Annotated in this window: 16 protein-coding genes and 1 pseudogene; 12 read left to right on the top strand and 5 right to left on the bottom strand. The window is 72.8% G+C overall.

From position 1 onward, the window contains the following. Positions 1-80: 80 nt before the first annotated feature. Positions 81-1,223 carry a SigB/SigF/SigG family RNA polymerase sigma factor gene (locus tag AC0AIB_RS00900; protein WP_328346226.1) on the top strand — a complete coding sequence of 381 codons (1,143 nt, stop codon included), beginning with the start codon at positions 81-83 and terminating at the stop codon, positions 1,221-1,223. Between the two features lie 60 nt (positions 1,224-1,283). Here AC0AIB_RS00900 and ctaD read toward each other — a convergent pair whose 3' ends face one another. The 4 genes from ctaD to AC0AIB_RS00880 form a co-directional block, all read right to left on the bottom strand. Next, positions 1,284-3,284, bottom strand: a complete 2,001-nt coding sequence (gene ctaD, locus AC0AIB_RS00895; protein ID WP_328346228.1) for an aa3-type cytochrome oxidase subunit I — start codon at positions 3,282-3,284, stop codon at positions 1,284-1,286. 90 nt (positions 3,285-3,374) lie between these two features. Continuing rightward, positions 3,375-4,103: an ATP-binding protein gene (locus AC0AIB_RS00890; protein ID WP_328346231.1), complete on the bottom strand. Its 729-nt coding sequence runs from the start codon at positions 4,101-4,103 to the stop codon at positions 3,375-3,377. Between the two features lie 119 nt (positions 4,104-4,222). Beyond that, positions 4,223-5,380 carry a glycosyltransferase gene (locus AC0AIB_RS00885; RefSeq protein ID WP_465095808.1) on the bottom strand — a complete coding sequence of 386 codons (1,158 nt, stop codon included), beginning with the start codon at positions 5,378-5,380 and terminating at the stop codon, positions 4,223-4,225. 151 nt (positions 5,381-5,531) lie between these two features. Beyond that, the gene (locus tag AC0AIB_RS00880) at positions 5,532-6,515 is read right to left on the bottom strand and encodes a glucosyl-3-phosphoglycerate synthase (RefSeq protein ID WP_328348774.1); all 984 of its coding nucleotides are present in this window, start codon (positions 6,513-6,515) and stop codon (positions 5,532-5,534) included. Between the two features lie 252 nt (positions 6,516-6,767). Here AC0AIB_RS00880 and AC0AIB_RS00875 point away from each other — a divergent pair, with 252 nt between their 5' ends. The 8 genes and pseudogenes from AC0AIB_RS00875 to AC0AIB_RS00840 all read left to right on the top strand — a co-directional run bounded on the left by AC0AIB_RS00875 (position 6,768) and on the right by AC0AIB_RS00840 (position 14,610). Further along, positions 6,768-7,802, top strand: coding sequence for a Gfo/Idh/MocA family protein (locus tag AC0AIB_RS00875; RefSeq protein WP_465095807.1), 1,035 nt, complete (start codon positions 6,768-6,770; stop codon positions 7,800-7,802). After that, entirely contained in the window at positions 7,795-8,883 is a 1,089-nt protein-coding gene (locus AC0AIB_RS00870; RefSeq protein WP_465095806.1) for a zinc-dependent alcohol dehydrogenase, read from the top strand. The genes AC0AIB_RS00875 and AC0AIB_RS00870 overlap by 8 nt, the downstream gene beginning before the upstream one ends. Positions 8,884-9,033: 150 nt before the next feature. After that, positions 9,034-9,146: pseudogene (locus AC0AIB_RS00865) on the top strand (XRE family transcriptional regulator); the annotation flags it as partial. Continuing rightward, complete coding sequence (locus tag AC0AIB_RS00860) at positions 9,137-9,346, top strand: DUF397 domain-containing protein (protein ID WP_328346239.1); 210 nt, start codon at positions 9,137-9,139, stop codon at positions 9,344-9,346. The pseudogene AC0AIB_RS00865 and the gene AC0AIB_RS00860, both read left to right, overlap by 10 nt. Positions 9,347-9,803: 457 nt before the next feature. After that, on the top strand, positions 9,804-12,095 hold the full coding sequence (gene secA2 / locus AC0AIB_RS00855; RefSeq protein WP_328346241.1) for an accessory Sec system translocase SecA2: 2,292 nt from the start codon (positions 9,804-9,806) through the stop codon (positions 12,093-12,095). A gap of 176 nt (positions 12,096-12,271) precedes the next feature. Then, on the top strand, positions 12,272-13,012 hold the full coding sequence (locus AC0AIB_RS00850) for a GAF and ANTAR domain-containing protein (RefSeq protein WP_442930706.1): 741 nt from the start codon (positions 12,272-12,274) through the stop codon (positions 13,010-13,012). A gap of 132 nt (positions 13,013-13,144) precedes the next feature. Beyond that, positions 13,145-13,648, top strand: a complete 504-nt coding sequence (locus AC0AIB_RS00845) for a DUF2231 domain-containing protein (protein WP_328346243.1) — start codon at positions 13,145-13,147, stop codon at positions 13,646-13,648. Between the two features lie 179 nt (positions 13,649-13,827). Beyond that, positions 13,828-14,610 carry a class I SAM-dependent methyltransferase gene (locus tag AC0AIB_RS00840; protein WP_465095805.1) on the top strand — a complete coding sequence of 261 codons (783 nt, stop codon included), beginning with the start codon at positions 13,828-13,830 and terminating at the stop codon, positions 14,608-14,610. 44 nt (positions 14,611-14,654) lie between these two features. Here AC0AIB_RS00840 and AC0AIB_RS00835 read toward each other — a convergent pair whose 3' ends face one another. Next, positions 14,655-15,002 (bottom strand): ankyrin repeat domain-containing protein, encoded by a 348-nt coding sequence (locus AC0AIB_RS00835; protein ID WP_465095842.1) that lies wholly within the window; start codon positions 15,000-15,002, stop codon positions 14,655-14,657. 232 nt (positions 15,003-15,234) lie between these two features. Here AC0AIB_RS00835 and AC0AIB_RS00830 point away from each other — a divergent pair, with 232 nt between their 5' ends. From AC0AIB_RS00830 to AC0AIB_RS00820, 3 genes are read left to right on the top strand one after another with little or no spacing between them, the layout of a single operon-like run. Beyond that, entirely contained in the window at positions 15,235-15,687 is a 453-nt protein-coding gene (locus AC0AIB_RS00830; RefSeq protein WP_328346249.1) for a cysteine dioxygenase, read from the top strand. Between the two features lie 55 nt (positions 15,688-15,742). Next, complete coding sequence (locus tag AC0AIB_RS00825) at positions 15,743-16,234, top strand: rhodanese-like domain-containing protein (RefSeq protein ID WP_328346251.1); 492 nt, start codon at positions 15,743-15,745, stop codon at positions 16,232-16,234. 51 nt (positions 16,235-16,285) lie between these two features. Then, a complete protein-coding gene (locus AC0AIB_RS00820; protein ID WP_328346252.1) occupies positions 16,286-16,876 on the top strand; it encodes a winged helix-turn-helix domain-containing protein in 591 nt (196 codons plus the stop codon). Positions 16,877-16,923 lie beyond the last annotated feature (47 nt).

The raw sequence follows: 16,923 nt of genomic DNA, 5'->3' as shown, positions 1-16,923 counted from the left end.
AACTTCCGACCCGGTGCGTGGTCCCACCACGCGCACGACCGGCTCGATCCGGGCGGGGGACCTTCCTGAGGGAGGCGCGGATGTTCGGACAGACCACCACGACCACACCACCACCACCGACCGAACGGGGTCTGGAGGACCTGGACGCCGCCGCGATGGCGTACGCCGCGCGGATCGCCGGCCTGCCACCGGAGCGCCGGGGCGAGGCGCGCGAGGACCTGGTCCGGTTCGCCCTGCCGTTCGCCGGCCGGCTGGCCCGCCGCTACCGGGGGCGGGGCGAGCCGCTTGAGGACCTGGAGCAGGTGGCCCGGCTCGGCCTGGTCAACGCCGTCGACAGGTACGACCCCGAGCGGGGTTCGTTCACCGCGTACGCGGCGATCACCATCGTCGGGGAGATCAAGCGGCACTTCCGGGACCGCACCTGGGGGGTGCACGTGCCCCGCCGGCTGCGTGACCTGATCCTGGAGGTCGGGCAGGCCACCTCGGCGTTGACAAGTGAGCTGTCCCGGGCGCCGAGCGTGGCCGAGTTGGCGGCCCGGCTGGAGACGCCGGAGGAGGAGATCCTCGCCGCCCTGGAGTCGGCGGCCGGTTACAGCCCGGCCTCGCTCAACGCGCCGGTCGGCGGGGAGAGCTCCGCCGAGTTCGGTGACCTGGTCGGTGAGTCGGACAACGCGTTGGAGTCGGTGGACGACCGGGTGACGGTCAGCGGGCTGCTGCACCGGTTGCCCTGGCGGGAGCGGCGCATCCTGGCGATGCGCTTCTACGGCAACCAGACCCAGGCGGAGATCGCCGCCCGGTTCGGCATCTCGCAGATGCACGTGTCCCGGCTGCTGTCCCGGGCGTTGACCTGGCTGCGGCAGGCGATGCTCGCCGACACCCCGCCGCCGTGGCAGAACGGCACCGCCGAGACGGAGACCGGCCGGAACCGGATCGTGGTCAAACGCACCGCGGAGCGGACCGTGGTGGAGGTCGGGGGCGAGATCGACCGGGACGGCGCGGACCAGTTGCGCCGGACGATGTTGGAGGCGGTCGCCGGGCAGCCCCGCGAGCTGGTGGTGGACCTGGACGGCGCGGGTGGGGTCGACGCCGGTGGCATCGCCGCCCTGGTGGCCGGCCGGGACGCCGCCATCCGGACCGGGGTGCCGGTGCGGTTGACCCGGGTCCGGCCGGCGGTGGGGCGTTCGCTTGCCGCCGCCGGCCTGCCCGCCGCCGTGGACGCCTGAGCGTACGGACGTCGCCGGGCCGGCACCGTCGCACGGTGTCGGCCCGGCGGGCTGCTGTCGTCAGGCGGAGTCGTCGTCCCTGCCGTGCGGGTGCCGCCACCGCTCGGCGCTGCGGGGTTCTCCCCCGGTGTCGGGCTGGTCGGTCTCCGGCGCGTCGGAGTGCGCGAAGCCGGGACGGCGGACGTCCTCCGGCTCGGGCACGTCCACCGGGCGGGCGCCGGACTGTGGCGCAGGTTGGTACGCCACCGCGTCCCCCGCCCCGTGCGCGCCCTCGGCGGCCGGTGACTCGGGGACGTGCCGTTCGTGGTGCAGCTCCTCGTGCAACTCCTGCGGCGGTCGGGTGGTGCGTTGCGGCAGGTCCCGACCGAGGTCGGCGACGTTGGGACCGTACTTCGCGTCGAAGGCGGGGCGCTCGGAGCGGATCCGGGGCATCCGGTCGAAGTTGCGCAGCGGCGGCGGGCAGGTGGTGGCCCATTCCAGGGAGTTGCCGAACCCCCACGGGTCGTCCACCGTCACCAGCGCGCCGTACCGCCAGGACTTCCAGACGTTGTAGAGGAAGAACAGGGTGGACGCGCCGAGCACGAAGGAGCCGACGGTGGAGATCGTGTTGAGCGTGGTGAAGCCGTCGCTGGGCAGGTAGTCGGCGTACCGCCGGGGCATGCCCTCGTCGCCCAGCCAGTGCTGGACCAGGAAGGTGGCGTGGAAGCCGACGAACATGGTCCAGAAGTGCAGCTTGCCGAGCCGTTCGTCGAGCAGCCGGCCGGTCATCTTGGGAAACCAGAAGTAGACCCCGCCGAAGGCGGCGAAGACGATCGTGCCGAACAGCACGTAGTGGAAGTGCGCCACCACGAAGTACGAGTCGGTGACGTGGAAGTCCACCGGCGGGCTGGCCAGCAGCACCCCGGTCAGGCCGCCGAGCAGGAAGGTCACCAGGAAACCGATGGCGAACAGCATCGGCGTCTCGAAGGTGAGCTGCCCCTTCCACATGGTGCCGATCCAGTTGAAGAACTTCACCCCGGTGGGCACCGCGATCAGGTAGCTGAGGAAGCTGAAGAACGGCAGCAGCACCTGACCGGTGGCGAACATGTGGTGCGCCCAGACGGTCATCGACAGCACGGTGATCGCGACGGTGGCCAGCACCAGGCCGGTGTAGCCGAAGATCGGTTTGCGGCTGAAGACCGGAATGATCTCGGTGATGATGCCGAAGAACGGCAGCGCGACGATGTAGACCTCGGGATGGCCGAAGAACCAGAACAGGTGCTGCCAGAGCATCGGTCCGCCGGTCGCCGCGTCGTACACGTGGGCGCCGAGCAGCCGGTCCGCGCCCAACGTCAGCAGCGCGGCGGCCAGCAACGGGAAGACCAGGATCACCAGGACGGCGGTGAGCAGCATGTTCCAGGTGAAGATCGGCATCCGGAACATGGTCATGCCGGGGGCGCGCAGGGTCAGCGTGGTGGTGATCAGGTTGACCGCGCCGAGGATGGTGCCCAGCCCGGAGACGACCAGGCCGACCACCCACAGGTTCGCGCCGACGCCCGGGGAGTTCGTCGCATCGCTGAGCGGGTTGTACGCCGTCCAGCCGAAGTCGGCCGCGCCGCCCGGGGTGAGGTAACCGCCGACGACCATGATGCCGCCGAACAGGTACAGCCAGTACGCGAACGCGTTGAGCCGGGGGAACGCCACGTCCGGCGCGCCGATCTGCAACGGGACGATGTAGTTGCCGAAGGCGAACACCAGCGGGGTGGCGAAGAGCAGCAGCATGATCGTGCCGTGCATGGTGAAGGCCTGGTTGTACTGCTCGGGGGAGAGGAACTGCATCCGGGGCCGGGCCAGTTCGGCCCGGAGGAGCAGCGCGAGCACCCCGCCGATCAGGAAGAACCCGAACGAGGTGCTCAGGTAGAGCAGGCCGATCTGCTTGGCGTCGGTGGTGCCGAGCAGCCGTAGCAGCTTGTTCCCGGGCAGCGCCGGGCGGACCGGGCCGGGAAAGCCGCCGAACCGGGCCGGGGCGAGGATCGCCGGCCCGCGATCTTGTGCGGGTTCCGTGGTTACCCGTCTGGGCATGGCTCTCTCACCCCGTCGTTGACGACAGAAAGGACGGGCGCGGCTACCCGTCCCTGTGCCTATGTAACCAGGCGAGAGGGGGAATTTCGGTCAATTCGCGGGCAGGAGTGCCCAGACCACCTTGCCGTCGGCCAGTGGGGAGCTGCCCCAGCGCTGTGCCATCTCCCGGATCAGCAGCAACCCCCGGCCCCCCTCGGCGGTCAGGCTCGGGCGGCCCGCGCGGGCCGCCGTCCGGCTGCCGTCGGCGACCGCCACCCGCAGGTAGGGCTGGTGCAGGGTCAACGTGATCCGCATCGGGGTGTGGGCGTGTCGCACCACGTTGCCGACCAGTTCGCTGAGCACCAGCGACGCCGGCTCCGCCAGGTGCGGCACGTTCCACCGGGAGCAGGCGTCCCCGACCAGTTCGCGGGCCCGCCGGCAGGCCCCCGCCACCGGCTCCAACCGGGCCCGCAGCCGGGGTGCCGCGGACGCCCCGGCCAGCCGGGTCGCCTCCGCGCAGTCCTGCCGCACCGGCACCACCCGGCAGGTGGTGGAGGTGGCCAGCCAGGCCGCGGCGTCCGGCGGGGGAGAGCAGAGCACCACCGGTACGGCGGGCCAGTCGGCGGCCTGCCGGGCGGTGGCGGCGAAGACCGACAGCGCCAGCCGGTCGGCGACGGTCACCCCGCCCAGGTCGACCACCAGCGCGTCCGGCTGGGTGGTCAGGCAGCGGTCCAGCGCGGTGTGCACGGCGCGCATGGTGCCGAGGTCGAGCGCGCCGGTGAGGCGTACGACGGTCACGGGTGACTCGTCGCGAACCTCGCAGGTGATGCGGCTGACCATGCGGCCCCTCGATTCCGTTCGTGGTGCTGGGCAGATCCGCCAGGTACCCGCGGCCCGGCGGGACGAAACCGGGTCCGGACCGTGACGGTCCGGACCCGGTCAGGGTGGCTACGGGTGGGTCAGACGGGCTGCAGGTGTGGCGCTCGGGCGCCCGCGCGGACCGTCTCGTAGAGGGTGACGTACTTCTGCGCCATCACCGCCGGGGTGAACCGCCCGGCGGCCTCCCGTCGACACTCGTCCGGGTCGAGTCGGCCCGCCGCCAGCAGCAGCTCACCCAGCTCCTCCTCGTCGTCGGTGAGCAGACCGGTGCGCCCGTGCGCGATCAGCTCGGGCAGGCAGCCCCGGCCGGTCGCCACCACCGGCGTGCCCAGCGCCAGCGACTCCACCACGGCGGTCCCACCGGGCTCCTCCCAGCGCAGCGGGAACAGCGACGCCCGCGCCCCGGCCAGCAGGTCGTCGCGCTCCCGACCGGCCACCGTGCCGACCCAGCGGATCAGGTCACCGTCGATGTGCGGGGCCACCTGGTCGTAGAAGAAGCGCACGTCCGGGTTCTGCCGGGCCTCGTCGCCCGCCGCCGCCAGATCCGCCGGCCGGTGGTACGGCCCGACCGGGCCGGCGAGCACCAGCGGCACCCCGGTCCGCCGGGCCAGCCGGGCACCGACGTCCTGGCCCTTGCCCGGGTTGATCCGGCCCAGGATGATCGCGTAGTCGCCCTTGGCCGGCCGGGGCGCCCGGTCGGCGTGCACGGCCAGCGGGGTGGACAGGTGAACGTGCCCGACCGAGTGCTCCCGCAGCGCCCGGGGCGCGCGGGCCAGTTGGGAGGCGGAGACCCCGTTGACCCGGACGCGGGCCCCGGCGGCGAGGTTGCCGTACAGCTCGGGGTGCTTGGCGAGGTCCCAGTGCAGGGTGTGCAGCACCGGCGGGGCGTCCGGTCCCATCGCTGCGAGGGTGGCCAGCCCGACCGCCTCCACGTGGTCGTGCACCAGGTCGATGTCGGCCCGCCCGTGCACCTGCCGGACCACCCCGGCCAGGTGTGCCTGGGCCACTCCGCACACCTGGTTGTACGGCCGTTGCAGGGCCGCGAACTGCCCGTCGTCGAAGACCGAGAACTTCTCGTCCACCGGCAGGGTGCTCGACCCCACGGAGGCCAGCACCACCTTCACCCCGAGCCGACGCAGCTCCGGCACCAGGGTGGCGACGACGTTCTCGATGCCGCCGTAGCCGGGAGGTGGCACGGACAGCCAGGGGCCGGCGTTCATCAGCACGGTGAGGCTCATGACGGGGGTTTCCTCTCGGTGCGGCCGGAGTCGCGGGCGGGCGTCCACCCGCTCGTGGGGCGGCACTGCTTCGGTCGCGGCCGGGGGATCCGTGTGGTCGGTTCGGCTCGGGTGGCCGGTTCGGCTCGGGTGGTCGGCTCGGCGCGTGCGGTCACGCGGCGGCCACCCGCCGGTGCGGCACCCGGTGCCGCAGGTCGGCCAGGGGCGGGCGTTCCTGCACCGAGACGTCGTTGACGACGATTTCCCGGTCCAGGTTGGGCAGCGCCTCCGAGCCGCCCCGACGGAACTGGGTCAGCAGGGTTCCCGGGCTGGTGCCCGGGGCGGCCCAGCCCCGCCGCTGCAACCGCGTCCAGGCGGTGTGCATGATCTGCGCGGACATCCGGCCCAGGGCCGCGGTGTCCTGGTGCCGGTGTTTGCGCTCACCCAGGTCGACCTGGGCGAGTGCGTCCAGGCCGACCAGCTCGAGCAGGTCGATCAGCATGGCCGTCTCGACTCCGTAGCCGGTGACGAACGGCACCCGCTCCAGCACCGTGCGCCGACCGGCGTACTCGCCCGCCAGGGGCTGCACGAAGCCGGCCAGTTCCGGCCAGAACAGGTTCAGCAGCGGCCGGGCCATCAGCTCCGTCACCCGCCCGCCCCCGTCGGCCTCCACGCTGGTCGCCCCGACCAGCGGCCGGTGGTAGAAGCCCTTCACGAACTCGACCGAGGGATCGACAAGCAACGGGCCGATCAGGCCGGTCACGAAGTGCGGCCGGAACTCCCGCAGGTCGGCGTCGACGAAGGCGACGACGTCGCCCCCGGCGGCGGCGAGGCCGGCCCAGAGCGCATCGCCCTTGCCGGTCAGCCGGGGCAGGCCCCGGGTCATCTCGTCCTGACCGACCACCTCCGCCCCGGCGGCCCGGGCCACCTGGGCGGTCCGGTCGGTCGACCGGGAGTCCACCACGATCAGCTCGTCGACCAGCGGAACCCGGTCCATCAGGTGCTCCCGGATCGTCGAGACGATCGCCCCGACGGTGGCCTCCTCGTTGCGGGCGGGAAGCACCACGCTGACCCGGTTCTCCCCCTTGGCCCTCATCAGCCGTAGCGCGGGCCAGTCCTGCGCCGACGTCGTCCGATATGTGGCCCACGCCTCCACGACAGGCGAGACGATCGGTTCTGTATCCCGCACTGGCACAACCCCCCAGATCCTGGCGGAAAACCCGGACGTGGTTTTCCCATCCCCGCTCAATCGCTAACCGGTTATCCCTAACAGCTTGATCACACCGGCTCCACCTGCCGGTTCCGGGCAGGTGAACGCTGTGTTGCGGCCCGGCTCCGGGTTTCGCGGCTTCCCGCCGGGGGGAGTGCTGTCGGCGATGGTCGTGACAGCGTCGAGAGGGCCGATGGAATGCGTACCTGCCGGGTGGGCCTGGTCGGGGCCGGTGGGGTGGCGCAACGCCACGCCCGCGTGCTGGGGAGGTTCACCGACGTGGAAGTGATCGGCGTCACCGACGTGGCCCGGGACGCGGCGACGGAGCTGGCCGCCGCGCACTCCGCCCGGGTCTTCACCGACGTCGACGAGCTGCTGGCCGCCGGCCCGGACGCCGTCTACGTCTGCGTACCCCCGTTCGCGCACGGGCCGGTGGAGGAGGCGGTGATCGCGGCCGGGGTGCCGATGTTCGTGGAGAAGCCGGTGGCGGTCGACCTGGACACCGCCGAGCGGATCGCCGCCCTGGTGCAGGACCGGGGGCTGCTCACCGCCGTCGGGCACCACTGGCGGTACCTGTACGTGGTGGAGCAGGCCCGGCAGCTGCTCGCCGACCGTCCGGTGCGGATGGTCAACGGAGCCTGGCTGGACAAGGTGCCACCGGTGGCGTGGTGGGCGGTGCGGGACCGCTCCGGTGGCCCGGTCGTCGAGCAGGCCGCCCACGTGCTGGACCTGATCCGCGCACTGGTCGGCGAGGCGGTCGAGGTGACCGCGTACGGCGACGGCAGCCCGCCGCCCGTCGACGGCGCCGACATCGACTCGGTGACCGCCGCCACCCTGCGCTTCGCCGACGGGGCGGTGGGCACCCTCTCCGCCGCCTGCGTGCTGGGCTGGAAGCACCGGGCCGGCGTGGAGATCCTCGCCGACGGGCTCGCCCTGTCGCTGGGCGAGGACGGCCTGACGGTCCGCGACGCCGACGGGGAACGCCACCTGCCGGCCGACCCGGACGGTGCCCGGGTCGCCGTCGACCGGGCCTTCGTCGACGCGGTCACCGGGGTCGGCGACGACATCCGGGTGCCGTACGCGGAGGCGCTGCGTACCCAGCGGCTGGCGGTCGCGGTCGCGCAGAGCGCCCGTACCGGCCGTGCCGTCACGCTGCCCACCGGCCCGGCCGCGCTCGCGCCGGTGGTCGGCGGCGTCCCCGGTGCGTCGGCGGGGGTGGCCGTCGATGCGTGACACGGTGGTGGTGGTCAGCGGCCCGGGGCGGGTCGAGGTGGCCGAGCAGGACGCCGGTGAGCTGCGCGACGGCACGATCCGGGTACGGACCCGCTACAGCGGGGTCTCCGCCGGCACGGAGCTGAGCTTCGTCAAGGGCACCAACCCCTACCTCAACGTCACCTTCGACGCCGGCCTCGGCCTGTTCCGACCCGGGGCGGCCAGCACCCCGTACCCGGTGACCCGGCTCGGCTACATGCAGGTCGGCGAGGTGGTGGAGAGCCGCACCCCGGCGATCGCCGTCGGCACCGTCGGCGCGATGACGTACGGCCACCGCACCGGGTACGTCGCCGACCCGCTTGCCGAACGGTTCGTGCCGCTGCCCGACGACCTCGATCCGATGCTCGGCGTCTATGTGGCGCACATGGGTCCGATCTGCGCCAACGGCCTGCTGCACGCCGCCGCCGACCTGTGCGGCACCGACGTGCGCACGCTCGGCGACGGGGTACGCGGCCGGCGGGTGGCGGTGGTCGGCGGTGGCGTGGTCGCCCTGCTCACCGCGCTGTTCGCCAGGCGACACGGTGCCGCCTCGGTGGTGGTGGTCGACCCGACCCCGCAGCGCCGGCAGGTCGCCGAGGCCCTCGGTCTGGAGACCCTCGACCCCGAGGCCGACGACCCCGCCGTGGTGCTCAAGACCCGGTGGAACCACAGCGCCGGCGACCGGGGCGCCGACGTGGTGTTCCAGTGCCGGGGCCAGGACTGGGCGCTGCACCTGGCGCTGCGCCTGCTCCGTCCGCAGGGCACCGTGATCGACCTGGCCTTCTACCAGGGCGGGGCGGACGCCGTCCGGCTCGGCGAGGAATTCCACCACAACGGCCTGGCGCTGCGCTGCGCCCAGATCGGCCGGGTGCCCCGCGGCCTCGCCCCCACCTGGGACCGGGAACGTCTCTCCGCCGAGACGATCGACCTGCTCCGGCAGTACGGCGACCTGATCCGCAAGCACCTGATCTCCGCGGTGGTCCCGTTCGAGGAGGCCCCCACCCTGCTCACCGACCTCGCCGACCGCCGTTGCCAGGAACTCCAGGTGATCCTCACCTGCTGACTTTCGCCCCACCCCCCACATCGGTGCCCCGCGCCGGCCTCGGTGCCCCGCGCCGGCCTCGGTGCCCCGCGCCGGCCTCGGTGATCAAGAGGTTTACGTCAGCGTGGACGATTCTTCTGACGTAAACCTCTTGATCACTGCTGGGAAGGGGAGGCGTCCGACCTTGTTAACCTTGAGCGACGGTGGGAACCATCCGCGGTGAGGCGCTCCCTCGTGGACGGACCCTCGACCTCCTGAGAGAAGCGGCTGCATCATGGACCTGACCGGCGCGCGGTGGCACAAGAGCACGAAGAGCGGCGGCAACGGTGGCAACTGTGTCGAGGTCGCGGGCAACCTTCCCGGCGTCGTCCTGGTGCGGGACACCAAGGACCGGGACGGCGGGGTGCTCGCGTTCGCCCCGGCGGCGTGGCGGGGCTTCGTCGACTTCGCGAGTCGGCGGGGGTCGGCCGGTGCGGCCCGGTGACGGAAGTGCGGGACGTTGAGCCGTAGCGCTCCCCGCCCAGAAGGCGGCGTCAAGATGTCCGCCCACTTCCCGCGTATGTGGGGTTGACGCGGCTACGGAGCCTCAAGATCATGTTGCGATCTGGCGCACTCTCCCCGGCGTGTCGTCTCCCTTTCGGCAACCCGATCATGGGGCGGGGCCCTGCGTACCGTCGCCGTGGGGGAGGGACGGCTTCGCCCCTCCGGCTCCGTGCCGTTGTTCGGAAGGTCGCGCCCAGGGGCGGCCCCTGCCGGGGTCGGCCTCGTTGGTCATCGACGACCGTCAGGCTGGGCCCTGGTCGGCCGCCTGCCTGCCAGCTTCCGGTGTGTCGCCGGCACCCCCCGTTGACCTGCCCGGATGGGCCGGGAACAGGACACCGGGATCGCCACGCGCGGACCGGGCAGCTTTTTTCGGGTTGGTTCGCGTACCGTTGCGGCTCATGGGTGTGTCGCAACGGTTGAAGAGCAGGTTCCGGCGGTTCCTCCAGCGCCCGGGGACGACGGTCGACCTGGCTCCGCTGGAGAAGCTGCTACCGCGGATCGCCGCGCGCGAGGACGAGCTGTCGGCGCTGGACGACGCCGCGCTGACCGAGGCCGCCGGTGCCGCCACGGAGTACGCCGAGATCTGCGCCGTCGGCCGCGAGGCCGCCCGACGCGGCCTCGACCAGCGGCCGTACGACGTGCAGCTGCTCGGCGCGATGGCGCTGCTGTCGGGCAAGGTCGCCGAGATGGCCACCGGTGAGGGCAAGACGCTGACCGCCACCATCGCCGCCTACGGGCACGTCCGGCTGGGCAACGGCCCGGTGCACGTGCTCACCGTCAACGACTACCTGGCCCGCCGGGACGCCGAGTGGATGACGCCTGTCTACCGGCTGCTCGGGCTGACCGTGGGCTGGGTCAACGAGGCGTCCACACCGGCCGAGCGCCGGACGGCGTACGGCTGCGACGTCACCTACGTCTCGGTCAGCGAGGCCGGCTTCGACTTCCTCCGCGACCAGCTCGTCACCGACCTCGCCGACCGGGTGCAGCCGCCGCTGGCCACCGCCGTGGTCGACGAGGCCGACTCGATCCTGATCGACGAGGCCCGGGTGCCGATGGTGCTTGCCGGTTCCGTCACCGGCGAGCAGGATCCGGTGCACGCCGCCGCCGCGCTGGTGCGTGGCCTGCGCAAGGGGAAGCACTACACGGTCGCCGAGGACGGCCGCAGCGTCGCCTTCACCACCGAGGGCCTGGCCGCCGTCGAGGCCAAGCTGGGCGACATCGACCTGTACGACACCGAGCACGTCGGGCAGCTCTCCGCGGTCAACGTGGCGCTGCACGCGCACTCCCTGCTGCACCGCGACGTCGACTACATCGTGCGGGACGGCTCGGTGGAGCTGATCGACGAGATGCGCGGCCGGGTGGCCCAGCGCCGTCGCTGGCCGGACGGTCTCCAGGCCGCCGTGGAGGCCAAGGAGGGCCTGGACGCCACCGCCGAGGGTGAGGTGCTGGGCACCATCGCCGTGCAGGCGTACATCGGCCTCTATCCCAAGCTGTGCGGCATGACGGCGACCGCGGTGCTGGTCGGTGACCAGCTCCGGGAGTTCTTCGACCTCGAGGTGGCGGTGATCCCGCCGAACACCCCCTGCGTCCGGGAGGACGAGCCGGACCGGATCTACGCGACCCGGGCCGAGAAGGAGGAGGCGCTGGTCGACGAGATCCGGCGCTGCCACGAGGCGGGCCGCCCGGTGCTTGTCGGCACGCTCGACGTGAAGGAGTCCGAGGGGCTCGCCGCCGGCCTGCACGCCGCCGGGGTGCCGTGCGTGGTGCTCAACGCCAAGAACGACGACGAGGAAGCGGCGATCATCGCCGAGGCCGGCGCGTACGGCGCGGTGACCGTCTCCACCCAGATGGCCGGTCGGGGCGTGGACATCCGGCTCGGCGGCAGCGGGCAGGTCGACCAGGAGCGGGTGGCCGAACTGGGCGGGCTCTACGTCATCGGCAGCGGCCGGCACGACAGCCGCCGGGTCGACGACCAGCTGCGCGGCCGGGCCGGCCGGCAGGGTGACCCGGGCGGCTCGGTCTTCTTCGTCAGCCTGGAGGACGACCTCGTCGTCCGGCACGCCGGCGACACCATCCCGGCCTCGCCCCGGATGAACGCCGACGGCCTGGTCACCGACGAGCAGGTCGACTACGCGGTGGAGCACGCCCAGCGGGTCGCCGAGGGCGTCAACCACGAGATCCACCGCAACACCTGGCGTTACAGCGTGGTGATCGAGCAGCAGCGGATCGCCCTGGCCGAGCGCCGGGAGCGGCTGCTGACCTCCGACGTGGCCGCGCTGATGCTGCTCGACCGGATGCCGGACAAGGCCGGTGAGATGGACGAGGACCTGCTCGCCCGGGTGGCCCGGTCGATCGCGCTCTACCACACCGACCGGCTCTGGGCGGAGCACCTGGCCGAGCTCTCCGAGGTGCGCGAGGGCGTACACCTGCGGGCGCTGGGCCGGCTCGACCCGCTGGACGAGTTCCACCGGGCAGCGGTGCCGGCGTTCACCAACCTCATCCCGGAGATCGAGACGCGCACCCTGGCCACCTTCGAGGAGACCGAGTTCGACGAGGACTGGGAGCCGGACGCCGCCAAGCTGGTCCGGCCCAGTGCCACCTGGACGTACCTGGTGCACGACAACCCGTTCGGCTCGGAGCTGGACCGGCTGATCGCCTCGGTCGGCCGCCGGCTCGCCGCAGCCCGCTGAGCGTCACCGGAACCCCTCCGGGTCGGTCCGGGCCCGGAGGGGTTCCTTTACGCGGTTTGGATGCGGTTTTGCGAGGGTAATAGCCCGGGGCTCACGATTCGGGGAGAGATCACGACGATGACACAGGCGACGACGCCGGTGACGGGCAGCAGGTGCGCTACGGAGCCTGTGGTGCGGTGAGACTGGGCATGCGGGAGCTGACGATCGACACGCTCGGGGTACTGGAGACGGCCGCCCTGTTGCGGGAGTTGACCGCTGCGCTGATCGCGGTCGACGACTTCGACGAGGCACTGACCGAGCTGGTCCGGGTCACCGGGGATGCCGTACCGGGGGTGGTCTGGTGCGGTTTCACCGCACTGCGGGCCGGGGAGCCCGCCGGGGTGGCCGCCTCCGACCCCCGGCTGGCCGAGCTGGACGACCTGGGGCACGGGGCCGAATCGCCCGCGATGAGCGCGATCAGCCGGCGCGAGATGATCATCGCGGCGGATCTCACCACCGAGGAACGTTGGTCGGCCTGGACCGACCGGGCCCGTGGGCTCGGCGTACGAGGGGTGATCTCGGCCCCGGTGGACGTCGACGAGCAGGCGGTCGGCTCGATCAACCTGTACGCCGACCGGGCCGGAACGCTCGGCACCCGGCACCAGCTCACCGCGATGCTCCTCGCCGAGCACGCCGGGCTGCTGCTGGCTGCCGTCCGGGACCGGGCCAGGCGGGCCGAGCTGGCCGGTGAGCGCGATGGTGCGCTGCTCGGCGAGAACGTGGTCGGTCAGGCCGTCGGAGTGATCATGACGCAGCGGGGATGTCCGGCGCCGGAGGCCCTCGACGTGCTGCGCAGCGCCGCGTCCTCACTGGACATCCCGTTGCGGGAGGTGGCGGAACGGTTGGTCACCACCGTCTCCCGTCCCCGCGAATCCTGACCGGCCGGACGGCCCTCACCTTTCGGTGTCGTTTCTCCCCGGCCCCGCGAATCCCGGCCCGATCGTTTCGTCGCACCGGCCCCCGGGTAGCACCCTGGACCGGTGAGCTGAGCCGAGCCTGGGGAGGAACCGATGGAGAGCCGCCTGAGGGTGCAGGGGCATCCCATCCAACCGATGCTTGTGACGTTCCCGTTCGGACTCTTCGTCAGCGCCACCGTCTTCGATCTGGCCGACGTGGCGGGCGGCCCGGCCTTCCTCGGTGAGGTCGGCTACTGGACGGCGATCGCCGCACTGGTGGCCGCCGGGCTCGCCGCAGTGGCCGGCATGATCGACCTCTGGGACGTACGGCCGGGCCCGCACCGCCGCACCATGGTCACCTTCAACATGGTCAACGCGGGCATGGCGGCGCTCTTCCTGCTGGCCTGCCTGATCCGGGCGGACGCCCCGCAGCGCGGCGCAACCGGGATGCTGCTGGCGACCGAGTTGGTCGCCCTGGCGGTCGGTGGGGTCGGCGTCGGGCTGGGCGCCCGGCTGATGCGCCAGTTCGAGTCCGGCCGGCGGGAGCCCGTCGGCTTCGACACCCTCGACGGCGTGCCGGCCGGTTCCACGGTGGAGATCCTCCGCCCCACCCCCTGAGCCTCCGCCCGAACCCCTGGGTCTTTGTCCGACCCCTCGTCGTCACCCTCGGGGAGCCGCCCGTGGGCCCGCAGAGCGTTTCACCCGCCGAGGGGAGCCGCTCTGCGGCGATCCGGGGTGGATCGTCGCGCGCGGGTTATCGGGTTGCCGGTCGCGGGCCGCTGCCGCAGGGTGGGCGGATGGCCGAACGCAGTGCTGCCGAGTTGATCGCCGAGGCGACTGCCGCTCCCGTGGACGGCTGGGGTTTCGGCTGGCTGGACGGGCGGGCGACCGAGGAACGTCCGCCGTGGGGATACGCCCGCCAGGTGGCCGACCGGATGGCGACGGCCGGCGCGGCGTTGGACATCGACACCGGCGGCGGCGAGGTGCTCGCCGAGGTGCCGCAGCCGCCTGCGCTGCTGGTCGCCACCGAGGCGTGGCCCCCGAACGTCGGGGTCGCCCGGCGGACGCTGCGCCGGGTGGGTGGCCGGGTGGTCCAGGTCGGCCCCGGCTCCCGCCTGCCGTTCCGCGACGCCGCCTTCGACCTGGTGACCAGCCGGCATCCGGTGGACACCGGGTGGGCGGAGGTCGCCCGGGTACTGCGGCCCGGTGGGTGCTACCTGTCCCAGCAGATCGGCGCGGGCACCATGCGGGAGCTGAGCGAGGCGGTACTGGGGCTGCTGCCGCCGCCGGCCACCCGGCACACCGCCCAGGCGGTCGCCGCCGCCCGGGCCGCCGGCCTCGACGTGGTACGCCTGGAACGGGCCACCCTGCGGGCGGTGTTCCACGACATCGGCGCGGTGGTCTGGTTCCTGCGCAAGGTGGTCTGGACCGTGCCGGACTTCGACGTGGACCGGTACCGCCCACAGCTCGAACGGCTGCACACCCGGATCCGGGCCGAGGGCGTGTTCGTCGCCCATTCCCGACGCTTCCTGATCGAGGCGGTCAGACCGACGACGAGGGACGCGTCCGGGTCGGCCTGACCGGCCCTCGCCGGCTGCTCGGTGAGGGGTCCCGGAGTGGCGGGTCAGCGGGTGGCGAGCAGGGTGAGCATCTCCGGCAGGTCGAAGAAGCGGGCCGTCTCCACCGCCGACGGGGTGCCGTGGTCCGGGTCGGCTCCGGCGTCGAGCAGCGCCCGTACCGTCTCGGCGTGGCGTCGGAACACCGCCGCGGCGAGCGCGGTCTGCCCCCGGTCGTTGACCCGCGTGTGGTCCGCGCCCCGGGCCAGCAGCGCCGCGACGGTCTCCGGGTGGGTGTGGTACGCGGCCAGGATGAGCAGCGTGTCGCCCTTGTCGTTGGTCATGTTCACCGGCAACCCGGCGTCGACGTGGCCGCTGAGTTCCGCTGCCTCACCCGTCCGGGCCAGGTCGAACATCCGGTGGGCGAAGGCCAGTGTCTCGGCGTCGAACTCCTCGGTCACCGGTCCAGCCTAGAGGTCCGGGCACGGGCGGGGTGGCACCGACCGAAGAGGGCAGGGACATCACGCCGGTGGAGGGATCGCGTGGCACGGCGCTGGCGCACTCCGCGTCCCAGTATCCGGTATTACCTACTAAACCTATAGGCTTTACCGTCTAGAGTGTCTTCGGACGCATCACACGGGAGTAGCCATGACCAGCATCCTCGCCACCGACCTGCTCGCCGTCGCCGGCCGGTACGCCGATCCGGCCACCTGGGCGGTGCCACTGCGCTTCGACCCCACCGAGCGTTGGTACGCCCGGCTCGCCTCGACCGGCGAGTACGAGGTCTGGGCGTTGAGCTGGCTGCCCGGCCAGGGCACCGACCTGCACGACCACGGCGGCTCCTCAGGTGCCTTCCTGGTCGTCGCCGGGGAGCTGATCGAGCGGACGGTCTCCGGTGGGCGGCTACGCCCACACCGCCTCACCGCCGGGGCGAGTCGCCGGTTCGGCCCTCGACACGTGCACGAGGTGACCAACCGGGGGGACCAACCGGCGGTCAGCGTGCACGTCTACCGACCCGCACTGCGCCACATGACCCGTTACCACCTCGTCGACGGCCGGCTCGAGGTCGCCGAGGTGGCCCTGGCCGGTGTCTCCTGGTGACACCGGCCGTTCCCGTTTCCTCGCCCGTCGGCTCGCCCATGGAAGGACCGCGACGATGCCGCAGCACCCCACCCGTACCGAGAGCTGTCCGGCCCCACCACCGGGCTCGCGCGGCATCGACGAGATCCTCGCCGAGGCCCGCACCCGACTGCGTCGGCTCGACCCCGAGCAGGCGCACCTGGCCCACCGGGGCGGGGCGTTGATCGTCGACATCCGGCCGGCCGCCCAGCGTGCCGCCCACGGCACCGTACCGGGCGCTCTGGTGATCGAACGCAACGTGCTGGAGTGGCGGCTCGACCCGCGCTGCCCGGCCCGGCTGCCCCAGGCGGTCGGGTACGACCTGCCGGTGCTGGTGATCTGCCAGGAGGGCTACACCTCGTCGCTGGCCGCCGCCGCGTTGCAGGACCTCGGCCTGCACCGGGCCACCGACGTGGTGGGCGGCTTCGTCGCCTGGCGGATCGCCGGCCTGCCGACCCTGGGTCCGACGCCGTCGCACCGTTCCCCGTCCCTCGCGCCGCCGGTGACCGCCGGCCGGACGCCGCACTGACCGTCGCGCCCCACCGGGCGTGGCGGACGCACCGCCACACAGGAGGCTCCCATGTCCCTCGTCGCCCTCACCGCGCGTCCGCATCCGCCGGGCCGCCCCGACCGGGTGGCGCCGGGCCGGCCCCGGTCCACGCCGTCGCTGACCATCACCCTCGACCTGACCGCCGGGCCGCTGACGCCCAGGCTGGCCCGCCTGGTCGACCTGCTCGGCGAACTGGCCGAGACGGGGGAGGGGGTGGTCCGGCTGAGCGAGCCGACCGCGCCGCGCCTGTTGTCGTCGTTGCCGACCCCGCGCCCGACGCCGACCGGCGGGGAGCCGACACCGGCCACGGACCATCCGGAGACCCTGCGGATCCTCGTCGGCACCCGGGTGGTGCGCCAGGGTGACCGGGAGATCCCGCTCACCCGCATCGAGTTCGACCTGCTGCTCTTCCTCGCCGAGCATCCGCACCGGGTCTTCACCCGGCTCCAACTGCTCGCCAGCGTCTGGGGGTACGAACATGCCGTCGTCCGCACGGTGGACGTGCACGTCCGCCGGCTGCGCGCCAAGCTCGGCGCGGAGGCCCCCCTGGTGACCACCGTGTACGGGGTGGGCTACCGGCTCGCCGACGAGGCGAGGGTGCGGGTCGACCGCTTCCGTTGACCACGGCACCATCGCGCGACGCACCCGGCTCGTCCGACCGGGTGCGT

The organism is Micromonospora sp. DSM 43699 (genome assembly GCF_055517075.1).
This window is presented reverse-complemented; position numbering and strand designations above follow the sequence as displayed.